Source organism: Nocardioides sp. WJ219 (genome assembly GCF_058559815.1).
Window position 1 is genome coordinate 55,639 of record NZ_JBZUJV010000017.1, and the last position, 21,771, is coordinate 77,409.

Below are 21,771 nucleotides of genomic sequence, written 5' to 3' on the forward strand. Positions count from 1 at the left end.
CGGTGGTTCGACGCAGCAGACGGAGCCGCCTTCGCCCCTGGGGGTGACCCGTGGGGTGAGCCGGGTCACGCGTCGGGTGGCTCGGCGCGCTGGATCGCCTGGAGGTCCACAGACCTCCGCAGGCGGATGAGGGCGTCGCGGATCCGGGTCTTGACGGTGCCGAGGGGGATGTCGAGCAACTCGGCGACCTCGCGATAGGTGTACCCGTCCAGATAGGCCAGCTCTAGTGTCGGGCGTTGCTGGGTGGGGAGGCCGGCGAGGGCGGCGTGGACGAGGCGTGCTTCGTGCGAGGCGTGGGCCAGGTCGTGGGTGGGGTCGTGGACGGCGTCGCTGCCGGCGCGTTGGAGGTCGGCGGCTTGGCGGGTGTAGCGGTCCTCGCGGGTCGATCGAGACTCGGAGGATCGGATGTGGTTGATGGCGGTGCGGTGGACGATCATCAGGATCCAGCCCAGGCTGTTGCCCTTGCGCGGGTCGAAGTCCGGGGCCTTGCGCCAGATCGTCGAGTAGGCCTCCTGCACGATGTCTTCTGCGAGGTCCTGGCTGCGCAGCACTCGGACCGCGAGTCCAAAGGCTCGTGACGACGTCTCGTTGTAGAGCGCCTCGAACGCGGTGGTGTCGCCGGTCGCAGACTGCTCGAAGAGCAGGTCGAGCCTGGCCATGGCTGCGTTCGGAGTGGTCGTGCCGTCAGCACGATCTGCGGTGGTGCTCAAGGCGGACCCCATGATCTACGCGCGGTGGGCAAGGCGCCGCCGGGGTCTGGGGTCAGCACTGGTGCTGCAATTGTCGGACCTTCGCTGGGGGCGGTGCCTCACCCAAGTCGGTGGGATGGCGGCTGGTGAAGGTCTCGAACCGTTGCCGCCGGCGGCTGAGCACCGTTGCATCGACGTCTCGGATCTGGTCCGATTCGCCAGAACGCTGACTGACTTCGAGCGAGAGGTCCCCCCACCGATGGCGCGTACCGAGTTCGACACGACGCTCACGGAGTTCTTGCTGGCTCGCATCGTGGACGACGAGGAGGCGGCCGCGACCGTAAGCCAGGTCGCCTACGACCCCGTTGACTGGGAGGGCGGGGGGTCGAGCCTCGTCGGCGTGGTCGACGGCCGCACCGGTTCGGTGCTGCCCCTCATCGCCCCCGCCCGGATCTTGGTCGAGTGCATGGCGAAACGTGCCATCATCGAGGAGGAGGTGCGACGCCTGCACATGGTCGATTCGTCGGCCCCACCGGAGTCTTCACGAACGCTGCGGGTGCTCGCGGCCATCTACGCCGTCCACCCGGACTACCGCGACAACTGGCGGCCGTGATCTAACGCTGCAGTGACGGGTCGTCTGTCAGGAGCGCTGCGCCGTCAGGCGTGCATCGCTAGCCTTCCTTCCGTGGGAGACGACGGGCGCGACGAGCAGATCGCGAACCTTCAGCGCGCGTTGAGCAGCAGCCGCAGCATCGGGATGGCGATCGGGATCCTCGTTGAGCGGTACAAGGTGGATCCGGACATCGCGTTCGCGACGTTGGTTCGGGTCGCAGGTGCCGAGGAGACCAAGGTGCGGCAGGTCGCGGCTCACCTCGTTGAGACGGGCGAGCTAGGCGACGCGGACCTGGCAGGCGAGTTCTCAGATAGCCCACCGAACCGCGACGCGCCAGGCCTGCCTGCTTGACTGCCACCCGGATGGGTGGTGGCTGGCGCTCTACGGTTAGTGGGCCAGGCTTCAACCGCCGCCGGCACCTTCCTTGACCCGTGGAGCCGCACCCGTGACCACCCATCCGTACCGCGACCCCACGCCGATCGTGCGGTTCAAGCCTGTCGGTGTTGAGCACCTCAGCGATCGCGAGCGGCAGGTGCTTTCGCTCATTGCCGCTGGTTACGACAACGCCGAGATCGCAGAGACGCTGCACGTCGCCCGCAACACGGTGAAGACCTACGTCCGTACCGCCTACCACAAGATCGGCATCAACCGCAGGTCTCATGCCGTTCTCTGGGCTTTGCAGCACGGGCTGCTGGGCATCCCAGGGGTCACCGTCATCGTCGATGGCACGGTCGTCCAGAACGCAGTAGGTGGCCCAGGCGGCGAGGTCCCGCGTCAGGCGAAGTCGACCCCACCCGGCTGAGGGCACAAGCCGGAGGGATCGCCGGCGGATCAGCCCACCAGCCGGGCCGCACGCCCCCTCCCATCCCGTTGTTTGAGACGGAAGGACGCGCGACTCCGTCGGGGCCGAGCCGGGCAGGCGGCTCGAGGGGGGACCCGACGGCACTTCACCCGGTGCCCGTGTCGCGCGGTTACAGCAGTGGCGGAAGACAACAAAACCGCCCCACCCTGGCCGGAAAGGCCTGAATGGGACGGTGCCGTGCGGACAATGAGCGAGGTCCGGGCCCAGAGTCTGTGTAGGACGCTACCCCGCGGGCGGCGGACAGTCGAGGGATCTCGGCGTCGGTGTGCTGGGCCGGTGTTTGGGACGACACGGAGAACCGCCCCACCCGGGCCTCTGGGAGGCGAGCCTGGGTGGGGCGGTGGCCGCGGAGCGTCAGCGGGCGTCGTGGGTGCCCGTGCTGCGGTCGTCGTCGAAGAAGTCACGGCTGCCGGACTTGGCGAGGCCGCGGCTGACCATGTAGCCGATGGTCAGCAGGGTGACGAAGAACCACGCGTCCTGCGGGCCGAAGTCAGACTCGCCGTCAGAGACCGCGGAGGCGACGAGGACGCCGATGACGGCGACAACGTAGGCGATGAGCTCGGTGGTCTTGAACGACGCCTTGGTCTCGGTGCTGACGCGTCGGGGGCTGGTGATGTTCGTGTTGGCGTTAGCCATGATGGGGGTTCCTTTCGGGGCGCGCAGACCTGGACTGGTGTCCGGGGAGCACCCACGCGCGTCCTGCGGTACCCAGCTTCAGAGACTTCGCGCGTTGCGGCTTGAGCGTCCTCCCGCCTGTGCTCGAGGCGGGAGGACCCACACCGGTCCGGGTGGGATCAACTGTTGCTCAGCACCCGTTGGTGCCTGACCCGGTAACCGATAATCGAGGGGGCATGCGACCGCGACCGCGCTGCTGGGGCGGTTAGCGGCCCCCTCGGAGATCCGTCTTTGCGGCGGCCAGGATGTTGAGCAGCGCCGCGAGCCCGGTGACCAGGCGGACCTCAGCGTCGCCGGCCCAGGACTTGTCGACGGCGTAGGCGACGACGAGCAGCGCCACGGCGGCGATGACGTAGAGCACGAAGCGTGCGAGCGGCGGGATGTTGATGGTGGGCATGGCGGTGCTCCTTAGATCGGGGTCTCGGCGAGGCGTCGGCGGGTGCCGGCGTGGGGGTCGTGGTCCACGCCGGCGACGGCGGCGACGCAGCGGGCGAACGCGTCGGGGTCGACGTCGTAGCGGCCGGACAGCTCGGCGATGCGGACCCGGTACGTGACGCCCTGGACGACGAACACGAGGGTCACGACCACGCCGACGTGGTCGGCGCCCTTCGGGACCAGGTCGGGGTCGACGGTGTCGGGGTCCTCGAGCCGCGACCGGTAGCCGTGCCCGTGGGCGATGAAGTCGATGCAGCGGCGGGGCCGGCCGCGGGCGTCGTGGGTGCCGGGCGGGTTGGGTACGCCGTCCCACATGAGGTCGAAGGTGGTGAGCCGCTCGACGTGCTCGACCCAGGCGTGGTCGAGGTGGACGTTGCCGTCGCCGGCGAGGATGTGCAGCCACCTGGGGTGGCGGCGGCCCTCGCGGCGGGCCCGGTTGCCGATCTTGGTGAGTCCGCTGCGGTGGGTGTCGACCTTGGCGGCGGTGTCGCGGTCGCCGCGGCGGTAGGTGATGCCGTCCTGCACGCCGGAGGCGAGGTGGACCAGGATCCAGCGCAGGTCGATACCGGAGGCGAGGTGGCGGGTGAGGAACAGGCCGAGCCACAGGTCGCGCCACGCCTCGCGGGGGTTCTTGTAGACCCAGGTCGCGCGGCGGGACCGGCCGGCCCGGCGGTGGCGCAGCACGCCGCGGCGCACGAACGCGGCGTACTCACCACCAGGGAGGGCGCGGCGGCCGGCGAAGACGGGGGCGAGGGCGCGCTTGATGGCGCGGTACTGGCGGCGCTTGTACTGCTCGGTGACCAGGACGACGTCGATCAGCGGTTCAGGGGCGGGCCGGCGGTCAGCGACGCCGTGGGTGGTCACCGCTTCGGGAGCCTGTTCAGGACCCGCTCGACGCGCATCGCGGCATCGGTGACGGAGGCGCGCTGCTTGCTGGCGACCTCCCGGTCGGGGCCGGCGGCGTCGAGGAGGGCAGCGGCCTGCTCGAGCGCGGCGTGCGCCTCGGCCAGGCGGTCCCGTGCCCGGGAGACGTTGGTGCGGGGCTTGGGCTTCGGGGGCATCGCCTTGACGGGCCAGCGGAAGATCGGCTGCGGGTTCGCGCGCCAGGGCTCGGAGTCGGGGCCGTCGCCCCTGAGACCGTCGCGGCCGCGGAGGAACGACCCGATCTGGCGCAGCGCGGAGCCGGCGATCCCGGCGCCGTTGTCGCGGTCGTTGAGGATCAGCACGGCGTGGATGTGCGCGCCCCACAAGCCGGGGATCGCCCGGCGATACCACGCGGCGAACCCGCAGCGCTTGAGCGCCTTGAGCTTGTCCTGCCAGTCGTAGGGCGCGAGGTCGACGGCGCGGCCCTCGGTGGGTGCCGGCCGACGCGGTGGCGCCGCCGATGCCCTGGACGATGGTGAGCTCGTAGCCGAGCAGGTCCTCGACGCAGCGCAGAGCGTCGGCGGTGGCGCGATCGAGCGGCTTGCCGTGGAAGGTGCCGCGGTCGCAGGCGGTGGTGGCCCTGGACAGTGACGGCACGAAGGTTGCGGTGGGAGAACTTGCCCAGGGCACGCGCCCCGAGACCTCCGTTCAGCTCGAGCAGCTCGGCTATGCCAGCTGCGAGATGACGTTCGAGGTGAATGACCTGCCTGAGGTCGACGGCCTCTACACGCTCGTCATCGACCAGAGCGAGACCACTTTCACCGCCGACGAGGCGGACGGCCTCGACGTGAGCCTCGCGAGCGACGAGTACCCGTAGGCCATGCCCGCTCCTAAGTTGCGCGCCGTGCTCGAGACCCCCCCGCGCTCTCGGTCTCGTGCGCGTCTCGAAGGAGCGCGACGGCATGATCGCCCCCGAGGTCCAGCGCGCCGCCATCACCGGCTACGCCGCCGCCCGCGGCTACCACGTCACCGGCTGGATGGAAGGCCTCGACGAGTCGGGCAGCCGGGCCCGCTCCGCCTGGTGGCCACGGCTCGACCAGGCCGTCGCCGCCGTGGAAACCGGCGAGTACGACCTCGTGCTGGTCTGGAAGTTCAGCCGCACCGCACGACACCGACTCCGCTGGGCAGTCGCGATCGACCGCATCGAGGAAGCCGGCGGCCGCCTCGAGTCCGCCACCGGGCAGGTCGACACGACCACCTCGACCGGACGGTTCACCCGCGGCATGCTCGCCGAGCTCAACGCCTTCGAGGCCGAACCCATCGGCGAGGTGTGGAAGGAAGTCCACGCCCGTCGCGTGGCGTCCGGCCGCCCGGCCAACGGCAAGCCCTGGTTCGGCTACCGCTACGACCCGACCGCGAAGCTGCACCGGCCGGACCCGGAGACCGGGCCGGTGCTGGCCGACCTCTACCGCCGCTACGTGGCAGGGGAGTCGGTGTACGCACTGGTGCGGTGGCTCAACGGGCACGGCTGGCGGACGACGTCCGGGGGAGTGTGGGCCGACCGGTCGCTGCGGCGCGTGGTGGACGCCGGGTTCGCTGCCGGTGTGTTCATGGTCGACGGTGAGGCCCATCGCGGCGTGCACCAGCCGCTGATCGATGCCGCGCTGTGGCAGGCCTACCTCGATGCCCGCGCCGTACGGCGGGCTCGGCCGCCGCGGGTCGAGCGGTCGCCGTACCTGTTGTCGGGGATGGTGATGTGCGGTCGGTGTGGCGGTTCGATGCAGGCCGGGCTGCCGAGCGACGGGAAGCCTCGGTACCGGTGCAAGAACGGAGCCGAGATCGGCGCCGCGCGATGCCGCGGCGGCTACGTCACGGCGTCGTACCTGACCGAGCTGGTCATGGATCAGCTGCGTCTCGACGCCGCTGAGGTCGAGCGCCGCGGCGCCGGCCGCACGCCGGAGGAGGCGCGTCGCGTGGCGCTGCAGGTCGAGCGCGACGTCGCAGCCCGCCAGGTCGTGGCGAACGAGCAGGCCCTGACCCGGCTTGCCCTCCAGCACGCGCAGACGCCGCTCCCGCCGGCGGTGTACGCGAAGGCCCACGGCAAGCTCGTCGACGAGGGGCGGCTTCTCGCCGAGGCGCTCGAGGCCTCGGAGCGGGAACTGCGCCGGGCGCCGGAGGATCCGTCGACCGTGGCCGGCGAGTTGCTCGACGGGTGGGACCTACTCCCGGTGGCCGGACGGCGAACGCTGCTGCAGCAGCTCTACTCGTGGGTGGTGGCCTAGGACCGTGCGCTGCTGAGCACAAACGCTAGATCCGTGACCCTGCGGAGACCCGTCCAACTCAGCACCAAAGAGGTCGAAACACTGCAACCGCGTGGGCGGGACGGGCGTAGTAAGGACATGGCTGAGCACAGAATTGAGATCCCGGAGCCCGGCGCCGTCCGCAGACGAGGTGATCAGATCCGGCGGCGACGCCAATTGGCGCGGCTGCACGTCGGCGCTCTGATAATCGGCGCGCTGGTGTTCGCCACTCAACTGTTGCAGCGGTCCCGCCCTAGGTGGGTCGATTCACCCCGACCACATCGGTACTTGCTCCCTGATCCCGCACGTGACCTGGCGCGGCGGTAGGCCGTGATTGAGGCACCGAGGGTCACTGCCGCGGAGACGCTGGCGATACGTCGTCGGCGAAACGCGCGGCGAGCTAGGGCAAGGTCCTTGATGGGATCGCCGACACTGGGGCCAGAGCCGAAGGACGAGTCGATCACGGCTGCGAAGTTTGATTCGTTCATGCTTCGTGGACGCAGGAAGCCGGCGGGGCGTTGTCCCAGACAGCGCACCACTTGGCCCTGGGCTCTGACCCTAAGCCGGAACGACCCGGCGGGTCGCATCGCTAATCGCGCACACCCTCGTCGGCTTCACGGAAGCTAGGTTGCACCTTAGCAGGACCCGCGCTTAGGCGGGCGCATCGCCCCGAGAGCGGTCTCTAAAGGACACCACCGGCCCGGCGGGCATACCTGTCTCAAGTAGCCACGACCGCGAACCACCCCGGCCGGGCAAGTGGGCGGCGCCAGAGGCAGCGGCGACGAAGCCGACACGGCGGTCACCGTATTGGCTGCGCCGCCAGTTCCCCGCCCGATTCTCAGCATGACCGGGCGGGTCGGCACTCGCGATAGCAGGCTCACGAACGTTCGTTTCTGAGCCGTCCCGTCCGAGCCAGCCACGACGTGAGCAGCAGTGCTCGGTGGCGGCAAGATGACGGGTACCCCTCCGGAGTGGCCGCACGCTGCTCGTTCACCTCGACCTGAGTGCTGGTCCCTCGTACGAGGCGAATTCCGCAGCCGTGAGCCGAGCGCTCCACACGTTCTCAGTCGGCCGTGGGCGCGTAGCCAAGGCTCTTGCTGGTCCTGGCCGACATCAAGAGCGGGGCCGACGTAAGGATTGCTTCTCGGTCGTAATCTTGCGGGCCTTCTCGGCGTCTTCATAGTGTGGAAACGAACCTGACTCCTACGCATAGCGCCGTCAACGTGGCTGCCGTCGTGTTCGCACTCGTGGCGTTCTGGAGCTGCATCTGGGGATCGGCGTATGTCGCGGCCGCCCTGATCAACGGCCTGTTGACCTAGTTTCTCGCAGCAGGAGGGGTTCGGGGCGGGTCAGAACCGGAAGTAGGTCCCTTGACTCGAGCTCGGCGCGTACCGCTGCCACGGCGTGTGGCGCCTGTTGCCGGTCGCGTCGAATCGTCGAGACGAGTAGGCCGTCGGCGTACGGAGTGACAGTCGCGGTGTCCAGGACTGGTAGGACGGCGCGTTCGAGGCGGATCCAGGTGAGCCAGCCGACGTCGGCTACTGGGCTGGGCGTCTTCGGTTGGGTCCGTCTGGTGCTCGGGCACGTCACGACGCCCCACTTCGGTTCGAATGCGCGTATCGCGGCCTTCAACGCATGCTCGAGAAGGGCCATCCCATCGGGGTTCCCGTGGGGGCTGTGGGATGGCGGGTCGGACTCGAGGAGGACGCTGTTGGTGTAGCCAGCAGTGCTAGGACTCGCGCGGCCGGCGCTGACGGTGAACGAGAGCTCCGGTGTGTCTCGCTGCTTCCTTCCGGTCACCCAGGCCGAGAGCGTGAGGCGGTAACCGGTCGGGGGTGCGGCGTAACCGCTGTGGTGGACCCTCAGCGCGCTGGATGCGACGATTCCTGCTGCCTCGGGCAGGTCGTAGGGCCACACCATCGGGGTCCCGGTCCCGGTCCGGGTCTCGGTGCGGGACTCGGTGCGAGTCTGGGTACGGGTCCATCGCACGGGACTGGTGAAGGCGTGGTCCTCGAGGCCGTCCATGAGATGCCCGATGCGTGCGGCGATGCTGAGGGAGTCCTCGGCGCGCTCGTCCCAGGCGACTAGGGCGTAGGGCTCGTCGTGGCGTCCCATGATTTGTGTGGTCCTCTGCGCGTGGTTGCGAGTGCACGAACTGGCGGTTCGAACCAGACGTCACCCGGTGGTCGAGCGGGGTGGAGCACCGGGCGCGGCTCTCGATGCCGTGTCAGTCGCTGAAGGTGGTTGTGTTGTTGCCGGGGTTGGGGTCTGCGTTGTTTGCGGCGTCGACGTGAGCGCTGGCCTGGAGAGGACCGCTCACCTCGACATCGATGGCGAACGTGCCGGTGCCGGGGCCCAGTTGGCAGGTGACTTCAACCACCTCAGCGGGTCCGGCGGTGGAGGCACAATTGGTGCCGGCGAAGTCGAGGTCCTGGTGCACGCTGTAGCCCTTCAGGCGCCTCACCTGGAACGTCACGGTCGTGGGGTCGACTCGGGCGTCCACCGTCATCTCCAGGTGGTGGACGGGGTCGTAGAACGTGTGCGAGCTCGACGTGAGCGTGAGGTCCTCCGTCGTCACGGGTTCCTCGGTGGGGGGTTCGGTGGGTTCCTCGGTGGGGGGTTCTGTGGGATCCGGCGTGGGTGTGGGCGTCGGCTCAGGTGCCGGGGGTGTGGGCTCCTCGATCGTGGGCCACCGGATCGTTGACGGTGTCGCGACGTCGGAGGCATCGGTCTGCGGCGAGGAGGGGACGGTTCGTCGGATCGACACCGGCGGCGGCGGTGATGATCTCGGGGGCGACGCCGAGGTTTCGGGCGTGCTGGTTACTGGCGGTTCAGCGTCTGCGCCTTCGGGGGTCCTACCGGATGGCCGCCGGGTGGGTCGGGTGGGTGGGGTTGTCGGTTGCTCCCACGCGGGTGTTGTGGTCGTGGGCGCCAGTGACTGGTCGGCCTGGAGGTTTGTCGTCCCTCGCTCGGTGGTCAGTGGCTGGATCACCAGGGCGGCGGTGACCACGGCGGCCGCTGCCGTCGTTGCTGCCGTCGCGGCGCCGACCGGTCGGCTGAGGATCCGTCTCACGGCCGCGGCGTCTGCAGTGGGGTCGGCGTGGCTGGAGTCGGTGAGCGATACGAGGGACGGGGCCACGGCGTATCCGAGACCGGCGGTGCCCAGGACGGCGACCGCGAGCAGTGCTCCGAGCTTGGTGTTGGTTGCGCGGGTCTCGAGTACGGCTGCGGCGCATTCGGGGCAGGAGTCGAGGTGGTCCTCGACGATTCCGCGTTGGCGGCGTCCGAGATTTCCGCGCAAGTAGCCAGGCAGCTGATCGACGATGGGGCGGCACTCCTCGGACCGGGCCGGGATGAGATGCGCGGCCAGGTAGGCGGTGCGCAGTCCCTCGCGTGCGCGAAAGCTCAGCGCTGCTACGGCGTTGGCCTTCATCCCGAGACGGTGTCCGACGGTGGTGTGGTCCTCTCCTTCGACGATCGTGTGCCACAGCACGACCTGCCACCGCTGCGGCAGGGAGGTGAACGCGGTGGCAAGGAGCTGGGACTCGGCGCGTTGCGTCGTGGGGTCTGGGACGAGGCCTTCCAACCCGGACTCGAGGTGGTCCTCGATCAGCAGGTGGCGGCTGTCTCGGCGGACGTGGCTGACATAGACGTTGCGGACCGTGCTCAGGAAGTAGGGCCGGAACGCCGACGTCGGCCCCTTGCCCGACCGCAGCGCCTGGAGCACCAGCATGAAGGCCTCGGCGACGATGTCCTCGGCGGTGACAGGATCGGCCAGGTGTCGCGCCAGACGAAGGGCCGCGTCACGATGGCGCCGGTACAGCTCCTCGATCGCAGGCAGGTCACCGTCGCTGCGGGCCCGTTCGATGAGGCACAGGTCGCTGTCCACATGCGGCGGCGGAACGGCGCCGGCGTCGGCGCGGTGTCCTCCGGTTGCGTTGTTCTTCCGCTCCATTGCGGCGTCACCTCACTCATCGTCTTGTGCCGAGCAACCCCGGACCATGCGGTCACTGCGAAGCGGAAGGACCCGTCCGCGTCGATCGACGTTCATCTGGTAGACGCCGAGGTGTTCGTGTCCTTACGCCGAATTGAGGCGCGGCCTAGCCACCTGTCGGGTTGAACCAGGAGCCGTCTAGTCATCTCTCGGATTAGGCCAAGGGCCGCCTAGTCACTTCGGGCCATTTGCGGCGTCTGCGGCCATTGCGCCGTAATCGACTGTCAGGGCCCGCGTCTACCTGGTGTAGGGCCGGCTTGGACGGCACCCTCGACAAAGAAACGGAAGTTCCAATCATGGTGGGAAACAGCGAGTTCAGGGACGGGATGGCTGACCAACGCCATCACTCCCGCCGGCATCCGAGCCGGGCCCGGTCAGGGATCACCTACGCGGTGGCGGCTGTCGTCGTGGTGAGCGGGATGATCTTCTCGGCAGGTAGTGCCGCTGCGGCAGAGACGCTGCAGATCGTGCTGTCGCAGCAGACCGGCCTTGGCCCGTTCGATGCCGACGACGCGGCCGGGCACGACAGTGGCCCGGGCAACGACGTGGTGCGGACCAACGACACCGTCACCTACACCGTGGGTGTGCGGTTCGAGGGTGGTGACCAGACGAACCCGACGATCCAGTTCACGCTGCCCCAGGGTGAGGAGCTGACGGCGCCGCCCAGGTTCTGCCTGGCCGGCTCGAGCGTCACCCCAGCGACGCTGCCTGCGCCGACCCTGCCGATCACGGCCACGTCGTGGCAGTCCCTGCCGACCCAGACGGTGACCTGCCGGGTCGCGAACCAGACCGCCGGTACGTCCTTGGACTACAAGTTCCTGTCCACGGTCCGAACCGAGGTTCCGAACGGCACCGTGCTGGACCCGGTCACTGCTTCGGTGGTCTCTGACCAGGTGACCACGCCGGTGGTGTCGAACGAGGTCTCCCACCGCGTCTCGGCCGCGCCGCAGTTCGACCTGTCCAAGCGCAACACCGCCACCACCAATAACGCCGGTCCGCTGTTCCAGGAGACGCGGGCGTGCAGCTTCGACCCGGCCCGGTCGTGCCAGCTGGTTGCGTTCCCGATCACCTTCACCGCGCCCGAGGGCGCCAAGGGCATCAGCCCGCTGCAGTCGACCGCGGCGAGCCCGATCACCTTCACCGACGACCTGAGCCCCGACGCGTTCTTCGGCCCGGGGACCACGACCTCACCGGAGTGGATCGCTGCCGGTGCCGGGGCCGCTGACAAGTACGGCGCCCGGATCGCCAACTGCTCGGTCCCCAACGAGTTCGTCGGCCAGCTGCCCGGAACGGCGGCGACCGCCGGATACACGACGGACAACGCGGTGCGGAACTCCGGGACCATCACCTGCACCCAGCCCGGCGGTCCGGGCACCCCGGTGTTCTACTCGATCGTGGGTGCGGACACCAGTGCTTACACGGTCCCCAAGACCAGTGCCAACGGCAGCCCGCTGCCCGCGGGTCTGAGCTACGTCATCTCCACGTCCATGCGCATGGAAATCCCCAGCGAGGCGATCACCGACCTCGGCACCGAGGACGCCTCGGGCACCTCGTGGGCGCTGGACTGGCGCAACGCCTTCACCGACGTGCAGGCCGTCGACATCTCCGGTCAGCAGATCATCGACCCGCCGGCCAACAACGTCCGCACGGGCACCTCGCGCTACGAGCTCACCGGCGGGTTCAGCAAGGGCTTCTCCGGGGTGGCCGGGTTCCCCGGCAACACCGGCGCCTGCGGATTCTCCGCCTGCGCCTTCGAGGGCCCGCCCGGCTCCTCGGAGTACCGGGACGGCAACACGGTCGTCGTCCCCGGTCAGCGGGTCATCAGCAACGTGCTCCAGACCTTCCGGATCCCTCCGGGCAGCGGGGACCAGTTCGACCAGAGCATCGTGATGTGCGACGTGTGGGACGCCTCCAAACTGGCCCTGGCCCCCGGGAACTACCCCGCCGGCTCCGCTCAGCGGCAGCACATCGGGTCCGCCGGGGAGGCGGTGTGGGTCTCCTACTTCGGAGCTCACGGGGTCAACCACAACGACGTGAGTGCCCTGGACAACTTCCAGATCCAGTACAGCAGCGGCCCCGCCGGCGCCGGCGCTGACTCCGAGTGCCAGAGCGGCACCTGGTACGACGACCCTGACGACGTCCCCGGCGCCGTCCAGGCTCCCGACGGTTCCTACTCGGTGATCAACCGGGTGCGGGTCTCGTTCTCCACCGAGTCCGACCCGACGTTCAGCGGTTTCGACGTGAACCTCGCCATCGGCATGCAGGTCCGCGACGGCGTGACCGGCACCACGCTGCCGAACTGGGCCAGCACCAAGAACGTCGCCGGCACCACCGACATGGCCGGCGTCATCGCCGCCCCCGACACGTGGAACCGCTCGACCTACGACCCGGCCACCGCCGCTGGCGGTGCGGGTGACCGGCTCATCCTGGGCGGGGTGACTGCCCGGATCGCCAAGTTCGTCCGCAACCCCGGTACCGGCCAGTTCACCGACACCGCGGTGCCGCAGTACACCACGGGCGACACCGTGGATTACCGCCTGAACCCGACGATTACCTCCGGGGTGACTGCGGGCCAGTCGGCCGAGGTGGTCGTGGAGGACTGTCTGCCGGAGTTCCAGCAGTTCCTGTCCTCGGTGCGCGAGTCCTCCGGTGCCCCGATCGCGCCCACGCTGGTCCAGCAGGGTGCCCCCGCGGGCTCGGAGCTCGCGTGCCCGGCCAACCAGACCTACATCCGGTGGGACCTGGGGGAGCTCCTGATCAACCAGCCCATCGACCCGATCATCTACACCGTCGAGCTCTTGGAGACGGTGCGCAACGGCGCCTACACCAACACCACGCTGGTCTCCTCGCCGGCAGACCCCTCGCCGGCTGGCCTGCGCGATGACACCGCACAGATCCAGGTCGTGGTCCCGACCGGGATCAAGATCGCCAAGTCGGTGGACAAGTCGATCATCGAGGTCAACCCCGACGGGATCGCCGCCCCGCGGTCGTTCACCTGGACGGTGGACTTCGCCAACATCGACGCGCCGCAGAACGTCTCGAACGTCGACGTCGTCGACGTGCTGCCCGCAGACGGCCTGGCCGGCAGCGACTTCGACGGCACCCTGCGTTTCGACTCTGCGACCGTGGCGGCCGGGACCGGGATCACGATCCTGTACTCCAAGACGCCGACCTCATCGCTCGCGGTCGACCCGCTGGACCCGTCCAACACGGCGACCGGCACCACGGTGTGGTGCTCGGCGCCCAGCGGGGGAGCGGTGGTCACCGGGACCGGGACCGCTGCGGACTGCCCCGCGTCGTCTGCCGAGGTCACCGGGCTGCGGTTCCTGCGCCCGGGGACGTTCAACCCTGCCGACCGGATGACCATCGACATCGCGATGACCCCGTTGGGCAACGCCGCCGGTGACGTCTACCGCAACCGGGCCGCCGGCCGCGCCGACGGCGTGTCGCTCCCGGTCGGCCCCGCCGCGCGCGAGGTCGCGGTCATCGCCTCTCAGATCGGCAACTACGTCTGGAACGACGCCAACAAGAACGGGATCCAGGACACCGGTGAGCCCGGCATCCCCGGCTTCGCCGTCGCCCTGCGCGGCACCGACCTGGACGGCAACACGATCATGCGCACCACCACCACCGGCGCGAACGGTCAGTACCTGTTCACGGGCCTGCCCTCGGGTACCTACACCGTGACCTTCGCCCCGACCTCGCTCGGCGCCGGGCAGGTGTTCACGTCCCAGAACACCGGTGCCGATGACGGCATCGACTCCGACGGCGACGTCACCACCGGGGTCACCGCACCGATCGTGCTGGGGCCGGACACCTCGGACCTGAGCGTGGACCAGGGCGTGGTGCAGAACCAGCGCCAGCCCGAGTACGTGACCACGGTCAGCCAGAAGGCGACCAAGCTCGGCGACACGGTCTTCGACCGGGTCAAGGTCTCCGGTCTGTTCCCGAGTGAGTCGGTGAAGATGCACTGGGAGCTCTTCGGTCCCTACCCGTCCCGGGCGGCCATGACCTGCGCGCCGGGCAAGGTCTACAAGCAGGGCACCATGACGGTCACCGGCAACGGCACCGTCAACACGCCGAAGGTCAAGCTCACCAAGGCCGGCTACTACACCTACGTGCAGTCCTCGCCCGCCACGGCGCTCTACCTGGCCCAGCGCACCGCCTGCGGCATCGTCGCCGAGACCACCCTGGTCAAGGCCGCGGTCCAGGTGCGGACGGTCTCCTCGAAGCAGGCCATTAAGGTCAACCAGCAGGTCTCCGACAAGGTCATCATCAAGGGCCTGCCGGCCGACACCAACGTCAAGGTCACCGGACACCTGTACGGTCCCTTCGCGACCGAGCAGTCGATCCGCTGCACGCCTGCCAACGTCCACCGCACGGTGACGTTCCAGGCCGACGGGAACGGCACCTACCGCTCGAAGAAGGTCAAGGTCACCGAGCCCGGCTGGTACTCCTGGTCCATGCGCGTGCCGGGCACGAACATGTCCGGGCCGGCGACGGAGGGCTGCCGAGTCGCCTCGGAGACCCTGCTCGCCACCCGGGTGACGCCGCCGATCGTGCCCCCGGTCCCCACCGGGTTCCGCGGCAGCATCGTCCAGGTCAGCACGACGGACGAGGACAACGCCACGGACGAGAACAGCGCCACGGAGCCGAGCCTGCTCGAGCAGATCGCCCACCTGGTCGACATCGCCGACGGGGTCGAGGACGGCAACATCCCCGAGGGAGACGCCGGGGACCTGCCCGTGGTGAGTCCTGAGGAGGCCGAGGCGCTCGTCGAGTCCGGTTCGGCCGATACGGCGACCCAGCCGCAGGTCGCGGTTGCTCCGAGGCACACCAGGCGGCTGTACTCGCCGCCCAACGGTGCCGGCGTGAACCGTAGGCAGGGCACGACCCTGTCGATCCCTTCCATCGGAGAGACCGCACCGGTTGACACCAGCCGACTGGTGAAGGGCACCTTGGCGGTACCGCACGACGTACGTCGGGTGGGCTGGTTCAACCAGTCCGCGCACCTGGGTGACGTCATCGGGTCCACCGTGGTGGCCGGACACGTCTCGGACAACCACGACGCCCCCGGCGCGCTCTACCGGCTCAAGTCGGTCAAGCGCGGCGACATCATCACGATGCGCCAGGGCGGCAAGGTCTACCGGTTCAAGGTGACCGCGCTACGCACCTACGACCGCACCAAGCACCTGCCCGCCGCCGTGTTCTCGGCGACCGGTGCCCACCGCCTCAACCTGGTCAGCTGCACCGGCAAGGTGACCTATCCCGGCGGGGGTTTCCACTACACCAAGAACCTCGTCGTCACCGCGAAGGCGATCCGATGAACCCGACGGGCTCCCCAAGGAGTCCGGTGAGGGCGACGAGCACCCGGTCCAGGGGGGCGCCAGTGGGCTGCTGACCACAGTCGCGCTCGGCCCGGCCGGTCCTTGCGGGACGTCCGAGACGCCGGGTGGTGCACCTGGGGGGTGTGCCACCCGGCGCCGGAGGTCCCAGAGGTGACCTCGGTGCCAGCGACTTCCCGGTCGCGTCCAAGCCGTGGCCGGGGAGGGCGGGACGGCTGCCCCCCAGCCTCCCGCCGTTTCACGCCAGGCACGCGGCCTGGACCCCATAGCAGGCCGCGTGCCTGGTCCTTCGTTCAAGGAGACCAGTCACACCATGGACAACCGCCGTGCTCTTCCCGATCGACGCGTCCGTCGTCGCCTGTTGGTCGTCGTAATCGCAGCGTCACTGACAGCAGGTGCACTGACCGGCTGTGCAGATGACCCGAAGGAACAGGATCGCCCTACGACCGAGGAGATCGTCGAGGGACTCTCTGCCGAGCTCTCGGCCGAGCTGGCCGACACCGAGACAGATCCGGGGCTCGTCAGCTGTATCGCTGATGCCCTGCACGAGTCGGACCTCTCCGACGAGGCCCTGCGCGCGATCGCGGACCAGGACCAGGACTACCGCCCCGACGACGGCGACGACCAGGCGCTCGAGACGCTGACGGCGACGGCCGCCGAGGACTGCGCCGACTCCGCCCGCTAGTACAGGACTGGCGCCGGGCGTACCTGTCGTGGCCCACACGCGGAGGCGCGTAAGGGACGCCGTAAGGCTGCGTCTTACCTAGGACGGACCAATCCGTGACTCCGCGCAGCGCGACGCCTGCGGGTTCGAGCCCTGAGGAAAGGATGTCGATGGCGGGACAGCAAGAGGTTTCTCCTGAGGAGCCGTTCAACGCGATGTCAGCGATGCTGATCAACCATCTGGTGACCCAGGCCGTGGCCGAGCTGGACATGGCTCACTTGGTGATCTGCACCCACGAGGAGACCGGCATCGCCTCTTACCAGGGTCCCTACCCCGATGCGCTCTCCGCAGCGGCAGCCGCAGAACATGACCGGGTGCTGCTCGACGGTGCCGGAGGAGAGGGCGAGTTGAGCTTCACCATCGCGCCCCTCAATGCGACCGAGACGCCTCCGTTCTCAACTCACGAAGCAGACCAGTCGCGACCACAGTCCGACGGTATAGACAGGTGGGAACTCCCGTAAGCGTGAGGATTCCGAGGACGTCTTAATAGTATGAAGACCAACGCGCACCCGCTCTGGGGCGGACACCGCAAACCGCTCACGCGCAGGCACAGTCCGGTCGACGTACTCGAGTCCGGGGAGTCGACCCAGTCGCTCGTGCTGTCCTTGGATATCGTCGAACGCGCCGCGGTGATACAGCTGTTTCGCGACGACCTCGCTCGTGGCTGGGCACCGACGCGGGCCGACATCGAAGCGGCACTCGCGCTCGTGCGGGGCAACCGATGAGGAGCGCCCGAACCGCTGGCCGCCACCTCGACCGACTCCTGCTTCAGCGCCGCACGGTGTAGGCGCCCGTGTGGTGGCCGGCCCGCTCGGCCCTCACCGTCACCTGGATGATCCGGCCGCGGTCAGCCTCGGTCTGCTTGTACTGGGACCTGGTGGCGTGCCTGATCGGCTTGCCGTCCCGCGTCCACTGGTAGGTGAGCTGGTCGGGTCGGGGGGTCCAACGGTTCAAGGTCATCTGGGCGACCTTCAGGAGTTTGCCGATGCCTCGCTTCCCGATGATCCTCGCCCGGCCGCGGTACGCCGGCGCCTGGCCCGGCGCGATCGTGACCGGTGGGGGAGTGACTGACTTCGACGCGAACCCGTGGCGCCCTGCGGTGATGGTGACGGTCAAGCGGCGGCCGACAGAGCTGGGGCCTGGGGTGAAGGTGACCGCCTCCGAGACCGGCGTGCCGCCGACCTTCCACTCGTACCTGAACCAGGTCGGTGCGGGGCTAAGCACCGGAGGGACCGCCCTGGCAGCGACGTTGACCTGCGCACTCTCCAGCCGTGCGCCCGCGGTCTGGTTGAACTCCTGAGTCGGGCCTGGCGGGTTGTCTCCACCGTTGACACTCAGCTCGTGCCAGCCGTAGTAGCTGCTCGATCCGGCCGCGTCGTCGGTTAGCTGGCCTTCGGTGTTGGTCCCGGTGCCATAGATGTTCCCGTCGGACCCGACGACCAGCGACGTGTAGGTGCCCGCCGAAACCTCGGTAGCCGTGCCTCCTGCAGGTAGGTCACCGACTTCCACAAGCCCGGTGGCTTCCGCCTTCTCGATCGAGTAGACGCCCAGCTGTCCCTGGTACGGCGAGCCAGCGCCGTAGATCTTGTTGTCGGACCCGAGCACGAGCGTGTGCCGGTTACCGGCCGAGATCTGCTCGGCGCTCACCCCCGACGGGAGGGGCAGAACGGTCAAGGAGGCGCGCGCGCTCCTGGTCCCGCCGAGCTGACCCGCGGCATTGTCGCCGGTGCCGTAGACGTTGTTGTCGGAGCCCAGGATCAAGGACGAGTCGCCGTTCGCCGAGATCCCCAGCGCTGTCACGCCGTCCGGTAGTGCCACAGGCGCCAGGCTGGCCCGGTTCGCGGTGTCGGTGCCGGTCAGCTGCCCCTCGGCGTTGCTGCCCGCGCCGTACACCTTGCCCTCCGAGCTCAGGACCAGGGTGTGGTTCGTGCCGGCCGAGGCCTCGGCGATCTCGATCCCGGCGGGACCGTCGAGGGGTGTGAGTGTGGTCTTGGAGCCGGTGCCGGTGAGCTGGCCCGTCGTGTTGTCGCCGGTCCCGTAGACGTTGTTGTCGGAGCCGACGACCAGCGTGAAGGCGCCGCTCCCTGAGGCTGAGATCGAGCGTGCCTGAACCCCCGGTGGCAACCCGGTCATGGGCGTCAGGGTGCTCAGCGATGTCGACCCGGTGATCTGGCCACCCGTACCTCTGCCGGCTGCGTAGGCCTTACCGTCGGAGCCGAGGACAAGTGATACGTAGCCACCGCCGGCTATCTCGACGGCCCTGACGCCGCCCGGCAGGCCGATCATCTTGGTCAAGGTCGACTTCGACCCGCTGCCGGTGAGCTGCCCGTGGCCGTTGTACCCGGCGGCGTAGGGCACGTCGTCGCGGATGAAGAGGGTGTGGGCCGAACCTGCGCTGATGGACAGGTTCTGGGCGGACACAACGGCCGCACTGGCCGCATGCCCAGGCTCATCCACGACAGCGCCGCCGGCAACTGCCACCGCCGTCACGAGTGACATCGCCAGCCTTGTCCGCTTCACGATCGTCATCATCGGCGAGTCAGGCCCGGACGACTAGAGATTGGTGACACGAACCACATGCTTCGGCCGGTCGCCGGTCGCCGGTCGCCGGTCGCCGGTCGCCGGTCGCCGGTCGCCGGTCGCCGGTCGCCGGTCGCCGGTCGCCAGTCGGCACCATCGCCCTCGACGCGTCACGCGCTGGACTGGTGCGACCAGGCACCCGGGCGCCTCCCGGTCGAGGACAGCCGGGCCACTACGTGGACATCGGCCGCTTGGAGCAGTGCCCGGCTGGGCGCATAACGGCGTGCCCATCGGGCACCTGTGCAACCGAGAAGTGCCGCCACCGTCATGGGGATGGTCGTTGTGGACAAGCTCGAACTGCACCAGGTTGCGCGCCAAGGCGACGCCGCGGCATTCACCGACCTGTACCTCAGGCACTACTCGACGGCGGTGAGCTATGCCTCGAAACTGGCCGGGCCCGACCTGGCTGACGACCTCACCGCCGAGGCGTTCGCATCGATCTGGCTGCGGATGGTCCGAGGCGGAGACCCGTTGGCCAACTTCGAGGGCTACCTGCTCGTCACAATTCGCCATCACCACATCGATCGCGCGCGCACCGCCGCTCGCACTCCACGGCTCCCCAACTACAGCCGTCCTGACGATGCAGCGGACTCGGTGCAGTCGACCCAGGCAGCCTCGGCAGAGGGCATCGTGTTGCTGCGCGCTGACGCCGAGCGACTGCGGCTAGCCCTCCAGGCACTCCCCAGGAGGTACAGATTAGTGCTTTGGCTCCGGGAGTTCGAGAACCTCTCGGGCGCCGAGGCCGCCGAACACCTCCAGATCAGTCCCAACGCCGTAGCACAACTCGCGTTCCGAGCCCGGGCCGCACTCCGATCTGCCTATCTCGAACGGCTCTAGCCAACGGTCCCGGACGTAGGCCTTCTATCCAAAGCTCGATCTCCGGGCCACCTTGGTCGCCCAGGTGGGCCACACCGCTCAGTCACCCTCCGCGGCGCCGGCCAGGTCGCGGAACGCACCGGCCACGGTGGGCCTGGCTACGCGCCTGTGCTGCGGCACGAGCAGCGCGACGCCACTGGTGGGTTGTGCGCGCCACTAGGTCCCGCAGGCTCCACCCCGCACATGGCCCGGAGATCGCCGTGCCTGGCCAAGCCGGTCGACTAGCACTCCAACCACAGCTCACAGAATCGGACCGTCTCCTACGAGAGGCGGGCGCCTGCTGAGTGGGGGTTCCTCGTCGGTGCCAGCGAGATGCGCCGATCTGTGCTCACATTTGACGGCGCTTCGAATCACAGCACACACCCCGGCGGCCCGTTGTCGGTCTCAGCGTCCGTACGTCGGCTTTGGCAGGTCGACGCGGTCGGGGTTGCGCAGCACCCAGGTAACGGCGAGCTCGGTGAGGACATCGACGGCGTCCTCGTCGAAGGCCCCACCTGCGAGGCCCCGGACGGCCTGGTCGACGCCACCCAGGTCGTCATCATCGAGTGACGTCCCAGAGCGCACGTGGGCGCGGTACGCCTGCAACATGCGGTCGTGGTCCCTATCCCAGTTGACGCCGCCGTTGCCGAGGATCTCGTTGCCCACGCGGCCGGCGAGACGCACGACCTCGCCCTGCACACTCGCGGCGGCGCCGCCGGCCGGGACCAGCATCTTCCACAGCTCCGAGTACTGCGCCTTCCAGCCCTCGGTCGTGACCGTGATCGGCTCGTCGGTCCCGAGGACGCGCGGTGGTATGGCGGGCTCCACACCCAGCAGCTCGAACAGCTCCATGAGCGTGGCCAGCTCAACGCCTTCGAGGCCGAACCCATCGGCGAGGTGTGGAAGGAAGTCCACGCCCGTCGCGTGGCGTCCGGCCGCCCGGCCAACGGCAAGCCCTGGTTCGGCTACCGCTACGACCCGACCGCGAAGCTGCACCGGCCGGACCCGGAGACCGGGCCGGTGCTGGCCGACCTCTACCGCCGCTACGTGGCAGGGGAGTCGGTGTACGCACTGGTGCGGTGGCTCAACGGGCACGGCTGGCGGACGACGTCCGGGGGAGTGTGGGCCGACCGGTCGCTGCGGCGCGTGGTGGACGCCGGGTTCGCTGCCGGTGTGTTCATGGTCGACGGTGAGGCCCATCGCGGCGTGCACCAGCCGCTGATCGATGCCGCGCTGTGGCAGGCCTACCTCGATGCCCGCGCCGTACGGCGGGCTCGGCCGCCGCGGGTCGAGCGGTCGCCGTACCTGTTGTCGGGGATGGTGATGTGCGGTCGGTGTGGCGGTTCGATGCAGGCCGGGCTGCCGAGCGACGGGAAGCCTCGGTACCGGTGCAAGAACGGAGCCGAGATCGGCGCCGCGCGATGCCGCGGCGGCTACGTCACGGCGTCGTACCTGACCGAGCTGGTCATGGATCAGCTGCGTCTCGACGCCGCTGAGGTCGAGCGCCGCGGCGCCGGCCGCACGCCGGAGGAGGCGCGTCGCGTGGCGCTGCAGGTCGAGCGCGACGTCGCAGCCCGCCAGGTCGTGGCGAACGAGCAGGCCCTGACCCGGCTTGCCCTCCAGCACGCGCAGACGCCGCTCCCGCCGGCGGTGTACGCGAAGGCCCACGGCAAGCTCGTCGACGAGGGGCGGCTTCTCGCCGAGGCGCTCGAGGCCTCGGAGCGGGAACTGCGCCGGGCGCCGGAGGATCCGTCGACCGTGGCCGGCGAGTTGCTCGACGGGTGGGACCTACTCCCGGTGGCCGGACGGCGAACGCTGCTGCAGCAGCTCTACTC

At 69.2% G+C, this 21,771-nt stretch carries 20 protein-coding genes; 11 read left to right on the forward strand and 9 right to left on the reverse strand.

The annotated features are described in order from the left end of the window. Positions 1–65 precede the first annotated feature (65 nt). Positions 66–659 carry a sigma-70 family RNA polymerase sigma factor gene (locus AC4MBH_RS24275; protein WP_491797991.1) on the reverse strand — a complete coding sequence of 198 codons (594 nt, stop codon included), beginning with the start codon at positions 657–659 and terminating at the stop codon, positions 66–68. Between the two features lie 40 nt (positions 660–699). Between AC4MBH_RS24275 and AC4MBH_RS24280 the strand changes: the two genes are divergently transcribed. From AC4MBH_RS24280 to AC4MBH_RS24290, 3 genes are all read left to right on the forward strand, one after another. Next, positions 700–1,302 (forward strand): DUF6221 family protein, encoded by a 603-nt coding sequence (locus AC4MBH_RS24280; RefSeq protein WP_491797992.1) that lies wholly within the window; start codon positions 700–702, stop codon positions 1,300–1,302. Positions 1,303–1,374: 72 nt separating this feature from the next. Further along, complete coding sequence (locus tag AC4MBH_RS24285) at positions 1,375–1,653, forward strand: ANTAR domain-containing protein (RefSeq protein ID WP_491797993.1); 279 nt, start codon at positions 1,375–1,377, stop codon at positions 1,651–1,653. A gap of 94 nt (positions 1,654–1,747) precedes the next feature. Beyond that, complete coding sequence (locus AC4MBH_RS24290; protein ID WP_491797994.1) at positions 1,748–2,104, forward strand: response regulator transcription factor; 357 nt, start codon at positions 1,748–1,750, stop codon at positions 2,102–2,104. Between the two features lie 414 nt (positions 2,105–2,518). On the opposite strand, the gene AC4MBH_RS24295 is transcribed toward AC4MBH_RS24290, so the two are convergent. From AC4MBH_RS24295 to AC4MBH_RS24310, 4 genes are all read right to left on the reverse strand, one after another. Further along, a complete protein-coding gene (locus AC4MBH_RS24295) occupies positions 2,519–2,800 on the reverse strand; it encodes a hypothetical protein (RefSeq protein ID WP_491797995.1) in 282 nt (93 codons plus the stop codon). A 244-nt stretch (positions 2,801–3,044) separates the two neighbouring features. Next, positions 3,045–3,236, reverse strand: a complete 192-nt coding sequence (locus AC4MBH_RS24300; RefSeq protein ID WP_491797996.1) for a hypothetical protein — start codon at positions 3,234–3,236, stop codon at positions 3,045–3,047. An 11-nt stretch (positions 3,237–3,247) separates the two neighbouring features. After that, positions 3,248–4,138, reverse strand: coding sequence for a hypothetical protein (locus tag AC4MBH_RS24305; RefSeq protein ID WP_491797997.1), 891 nt, complete (start codon positions 4,136–4,138; stop codon positions 3,248–3,250). Next, on the reverse strand, positions 4,135–4,524 hold the full coding sequence (locus AC4MBH_RS24310) for a hypothetical protein (RefSeq protein WP_491797998.1): 390 nt from the start codon (positions 4,522–4,524) through the stop codon (positions 4,135–4,137). Before AC4MBH_RS24310 ends, AC4MBH_RS24305 begins: the two co-directional genes overlap by 4 nt. Before the next feature lie 197 nt (positions 4,525–4,721). Between AC4MBH_RS24310 and AC4MBH_RS24315 the strand changes: the two genes are divergently transcribed. Both AC4MBH_RS24315 and AC4MBH_RS24320 read left to right on the forward strand, forming a co-directional pair. After that, positions 4,722–5,015: a hypothetical protein gene (locus AC4MBH_RS24315; RefSeq protein ID WP_491797999.1), complete on the forward strand. Its 294-nt coding sequence runs from the start codon at positions 4,722–4,724 to the stop codon at positions 5,013–5,015. Positions 5,016–5,073: 58 nt separating this feature from the next. Beyond that, on the forward strand, positions 5,074–6,420 hold the full coding sequence (locus AC4MBH_RS24320; RefSeq protein ID WP_491798000.1) for a recombinase family protein: 1,347 nt from the start codon (positions 5,074–5,076) through the stop codon (positions 6,418–6,420). A gap of 1,317 nt (positions 6,421–7,737) precedes the next feature. Here the strand turns inward: AC4MBH_RS24320 and AC4MBH_RS24325 are convergent. Both AC4MBH_RS24325 and AC4MBH_RS24330 read right to left on the reverse strand, forming a co-directional pair. Continuing rightward, complete coding sequence (locus AC4MBH_RS24325) at positions 7,738–8,553, reverse strand: hypothetical protein (protein ID WP_491798001.1); 816 nt, start codon at positions 8,551–8,553, stop codon at positions 7,738–7,740. Positions 8,554–8,665: 112 nt separating this feature from the next. After that, on the reverse strand, positions 8,666–10,393 hold the full coding sequence (locus AC4MBH_RS24330) for a sigma-70 family RNA polymerase sigma factor (protein WP_491798002.1): 1,728 nt from the start codon (positions 10,391–10,393) through the stop codon (positions 8,666–8,668). Positions 10,394–10,824: 431 nt separating this feature from the next. Here AC4MBH_RS24330 and AC4MBH_RS24335 point away from each other — a divergent pair, with 431 nt between their 5' ends. The 4 genes from AC4MBH_RS24335 (at position 10,825) to AC4MBH_RS24350 (ending at position 17,226) form a co-directional block, all read left to right on the forward strand. Beyond that, positions 10,825–15,759 (forward strand): SdrD B-like domain-containing protein, encoded by a 4,935-nt coding sequence (locus AC4MBH_RS24335; RefSeq protein ID WP_491798003.1) that lies wholly within the window; start codon positions 10,825–10,827, stop codon positions 15,757–15,759. A gap of 331 nt (positions 15,760–16,090) precedes the next feature. Then, the gene (locus tag AC4MBH_RS24340) at positions 16,091–16,462 is read left to right on the forward strand and encodes a hypothetical protein (RefSeq protein WP_491798004.1); all 372 of its coding nucleotides are present in this window, start codon (positions 16,091–16,093) and stop codon (positions 16,460–16,462) included. A 149-nt stretch (positions 16,463–16,611) separates the two neighbouring features. Next, positions 16,612–16,962 (forward strand): hypothetical protein, encoded by a 351-nt coding sequence (locus AC4MBH_RS24345; protein ID WP_491798005.1) that lies wholly within the window; start codon positions 16,612–16,614, stop codon positions 16,960–16,962. Positions 16,963–16,992: 30 nt separating this feature from the next. Beyond that, positions 16,993–17,226, forward strand: a complete 234-nt coding sequence (locus tag AC4MBH_RS24350) for a hypothetical protein (RefSeq protein ID WP_491798006.1) — start codon at positions 16,993–16,995, stop codon at positions 17,224–17,226. Positions 17,227–17,269: 43 nt separating this feature from the next. Here AC4MBH_RS24350 and AC4MBH_RS24355 read toward each other — a convergent pair whose 3' ends face one another. Continuing rightward, positions 17,270–19,030, reverse strand: a complete 1,761-nt coding sequence (locus tag AC4MBH_RS24355) for an RCC1 domain-containing protein (RefSeq protein ID WP_491798007.1) — start codon at positions 19,028–19,030, stop codon at positions 17,270–17,272. Positions 19,031–19,354: 324 nt separating this feature from the next. Between AC4MBH_RS24355 and AC4MBH_RS24360 the strand changes: the two genes are divergently transcribed. Then, a complete protein-coding gene (locus AC4MBH_RS24360; protein ID WP_491798008.1) occupies positions 19,355–19,918 on the forward strand; it encodes an RNA polymerase sigma factor in 564 nt (187 codons plus the stop codon). A 423-nt stretch (positions 19,919–20,341) separates the two neighbouring features. Here AC4MBH_RS24360 and AC4MBH_RS24365 read toward each other — a convergent pair whose 3' ends face one another. After that, the gene (locus AC4MBH_RS24365) at positions 20,342–20,851 is read right to left on the reverse strand and encodes a hypothetical protein (protein ID WP_491798009.1); all 510 of its coding nucleotides are present in this window, start codon (positions 20,849–20,851) and stop codon (positions 20,342–20,344) included. 9 nt (positions 20,852–20,860) lie between these two features. Here AC4MBH_RS24365 and AC4MBH_RS24370 point away from each other — a divergent pair. Continuing rightward, positions 20,861–21,771: recombinase family protein (locus AC4MBH_RS24370; RefSeq protein WP_491798010.1), on the forward strand; the 911-nt coding region annotated here is incomplete at its 3' end.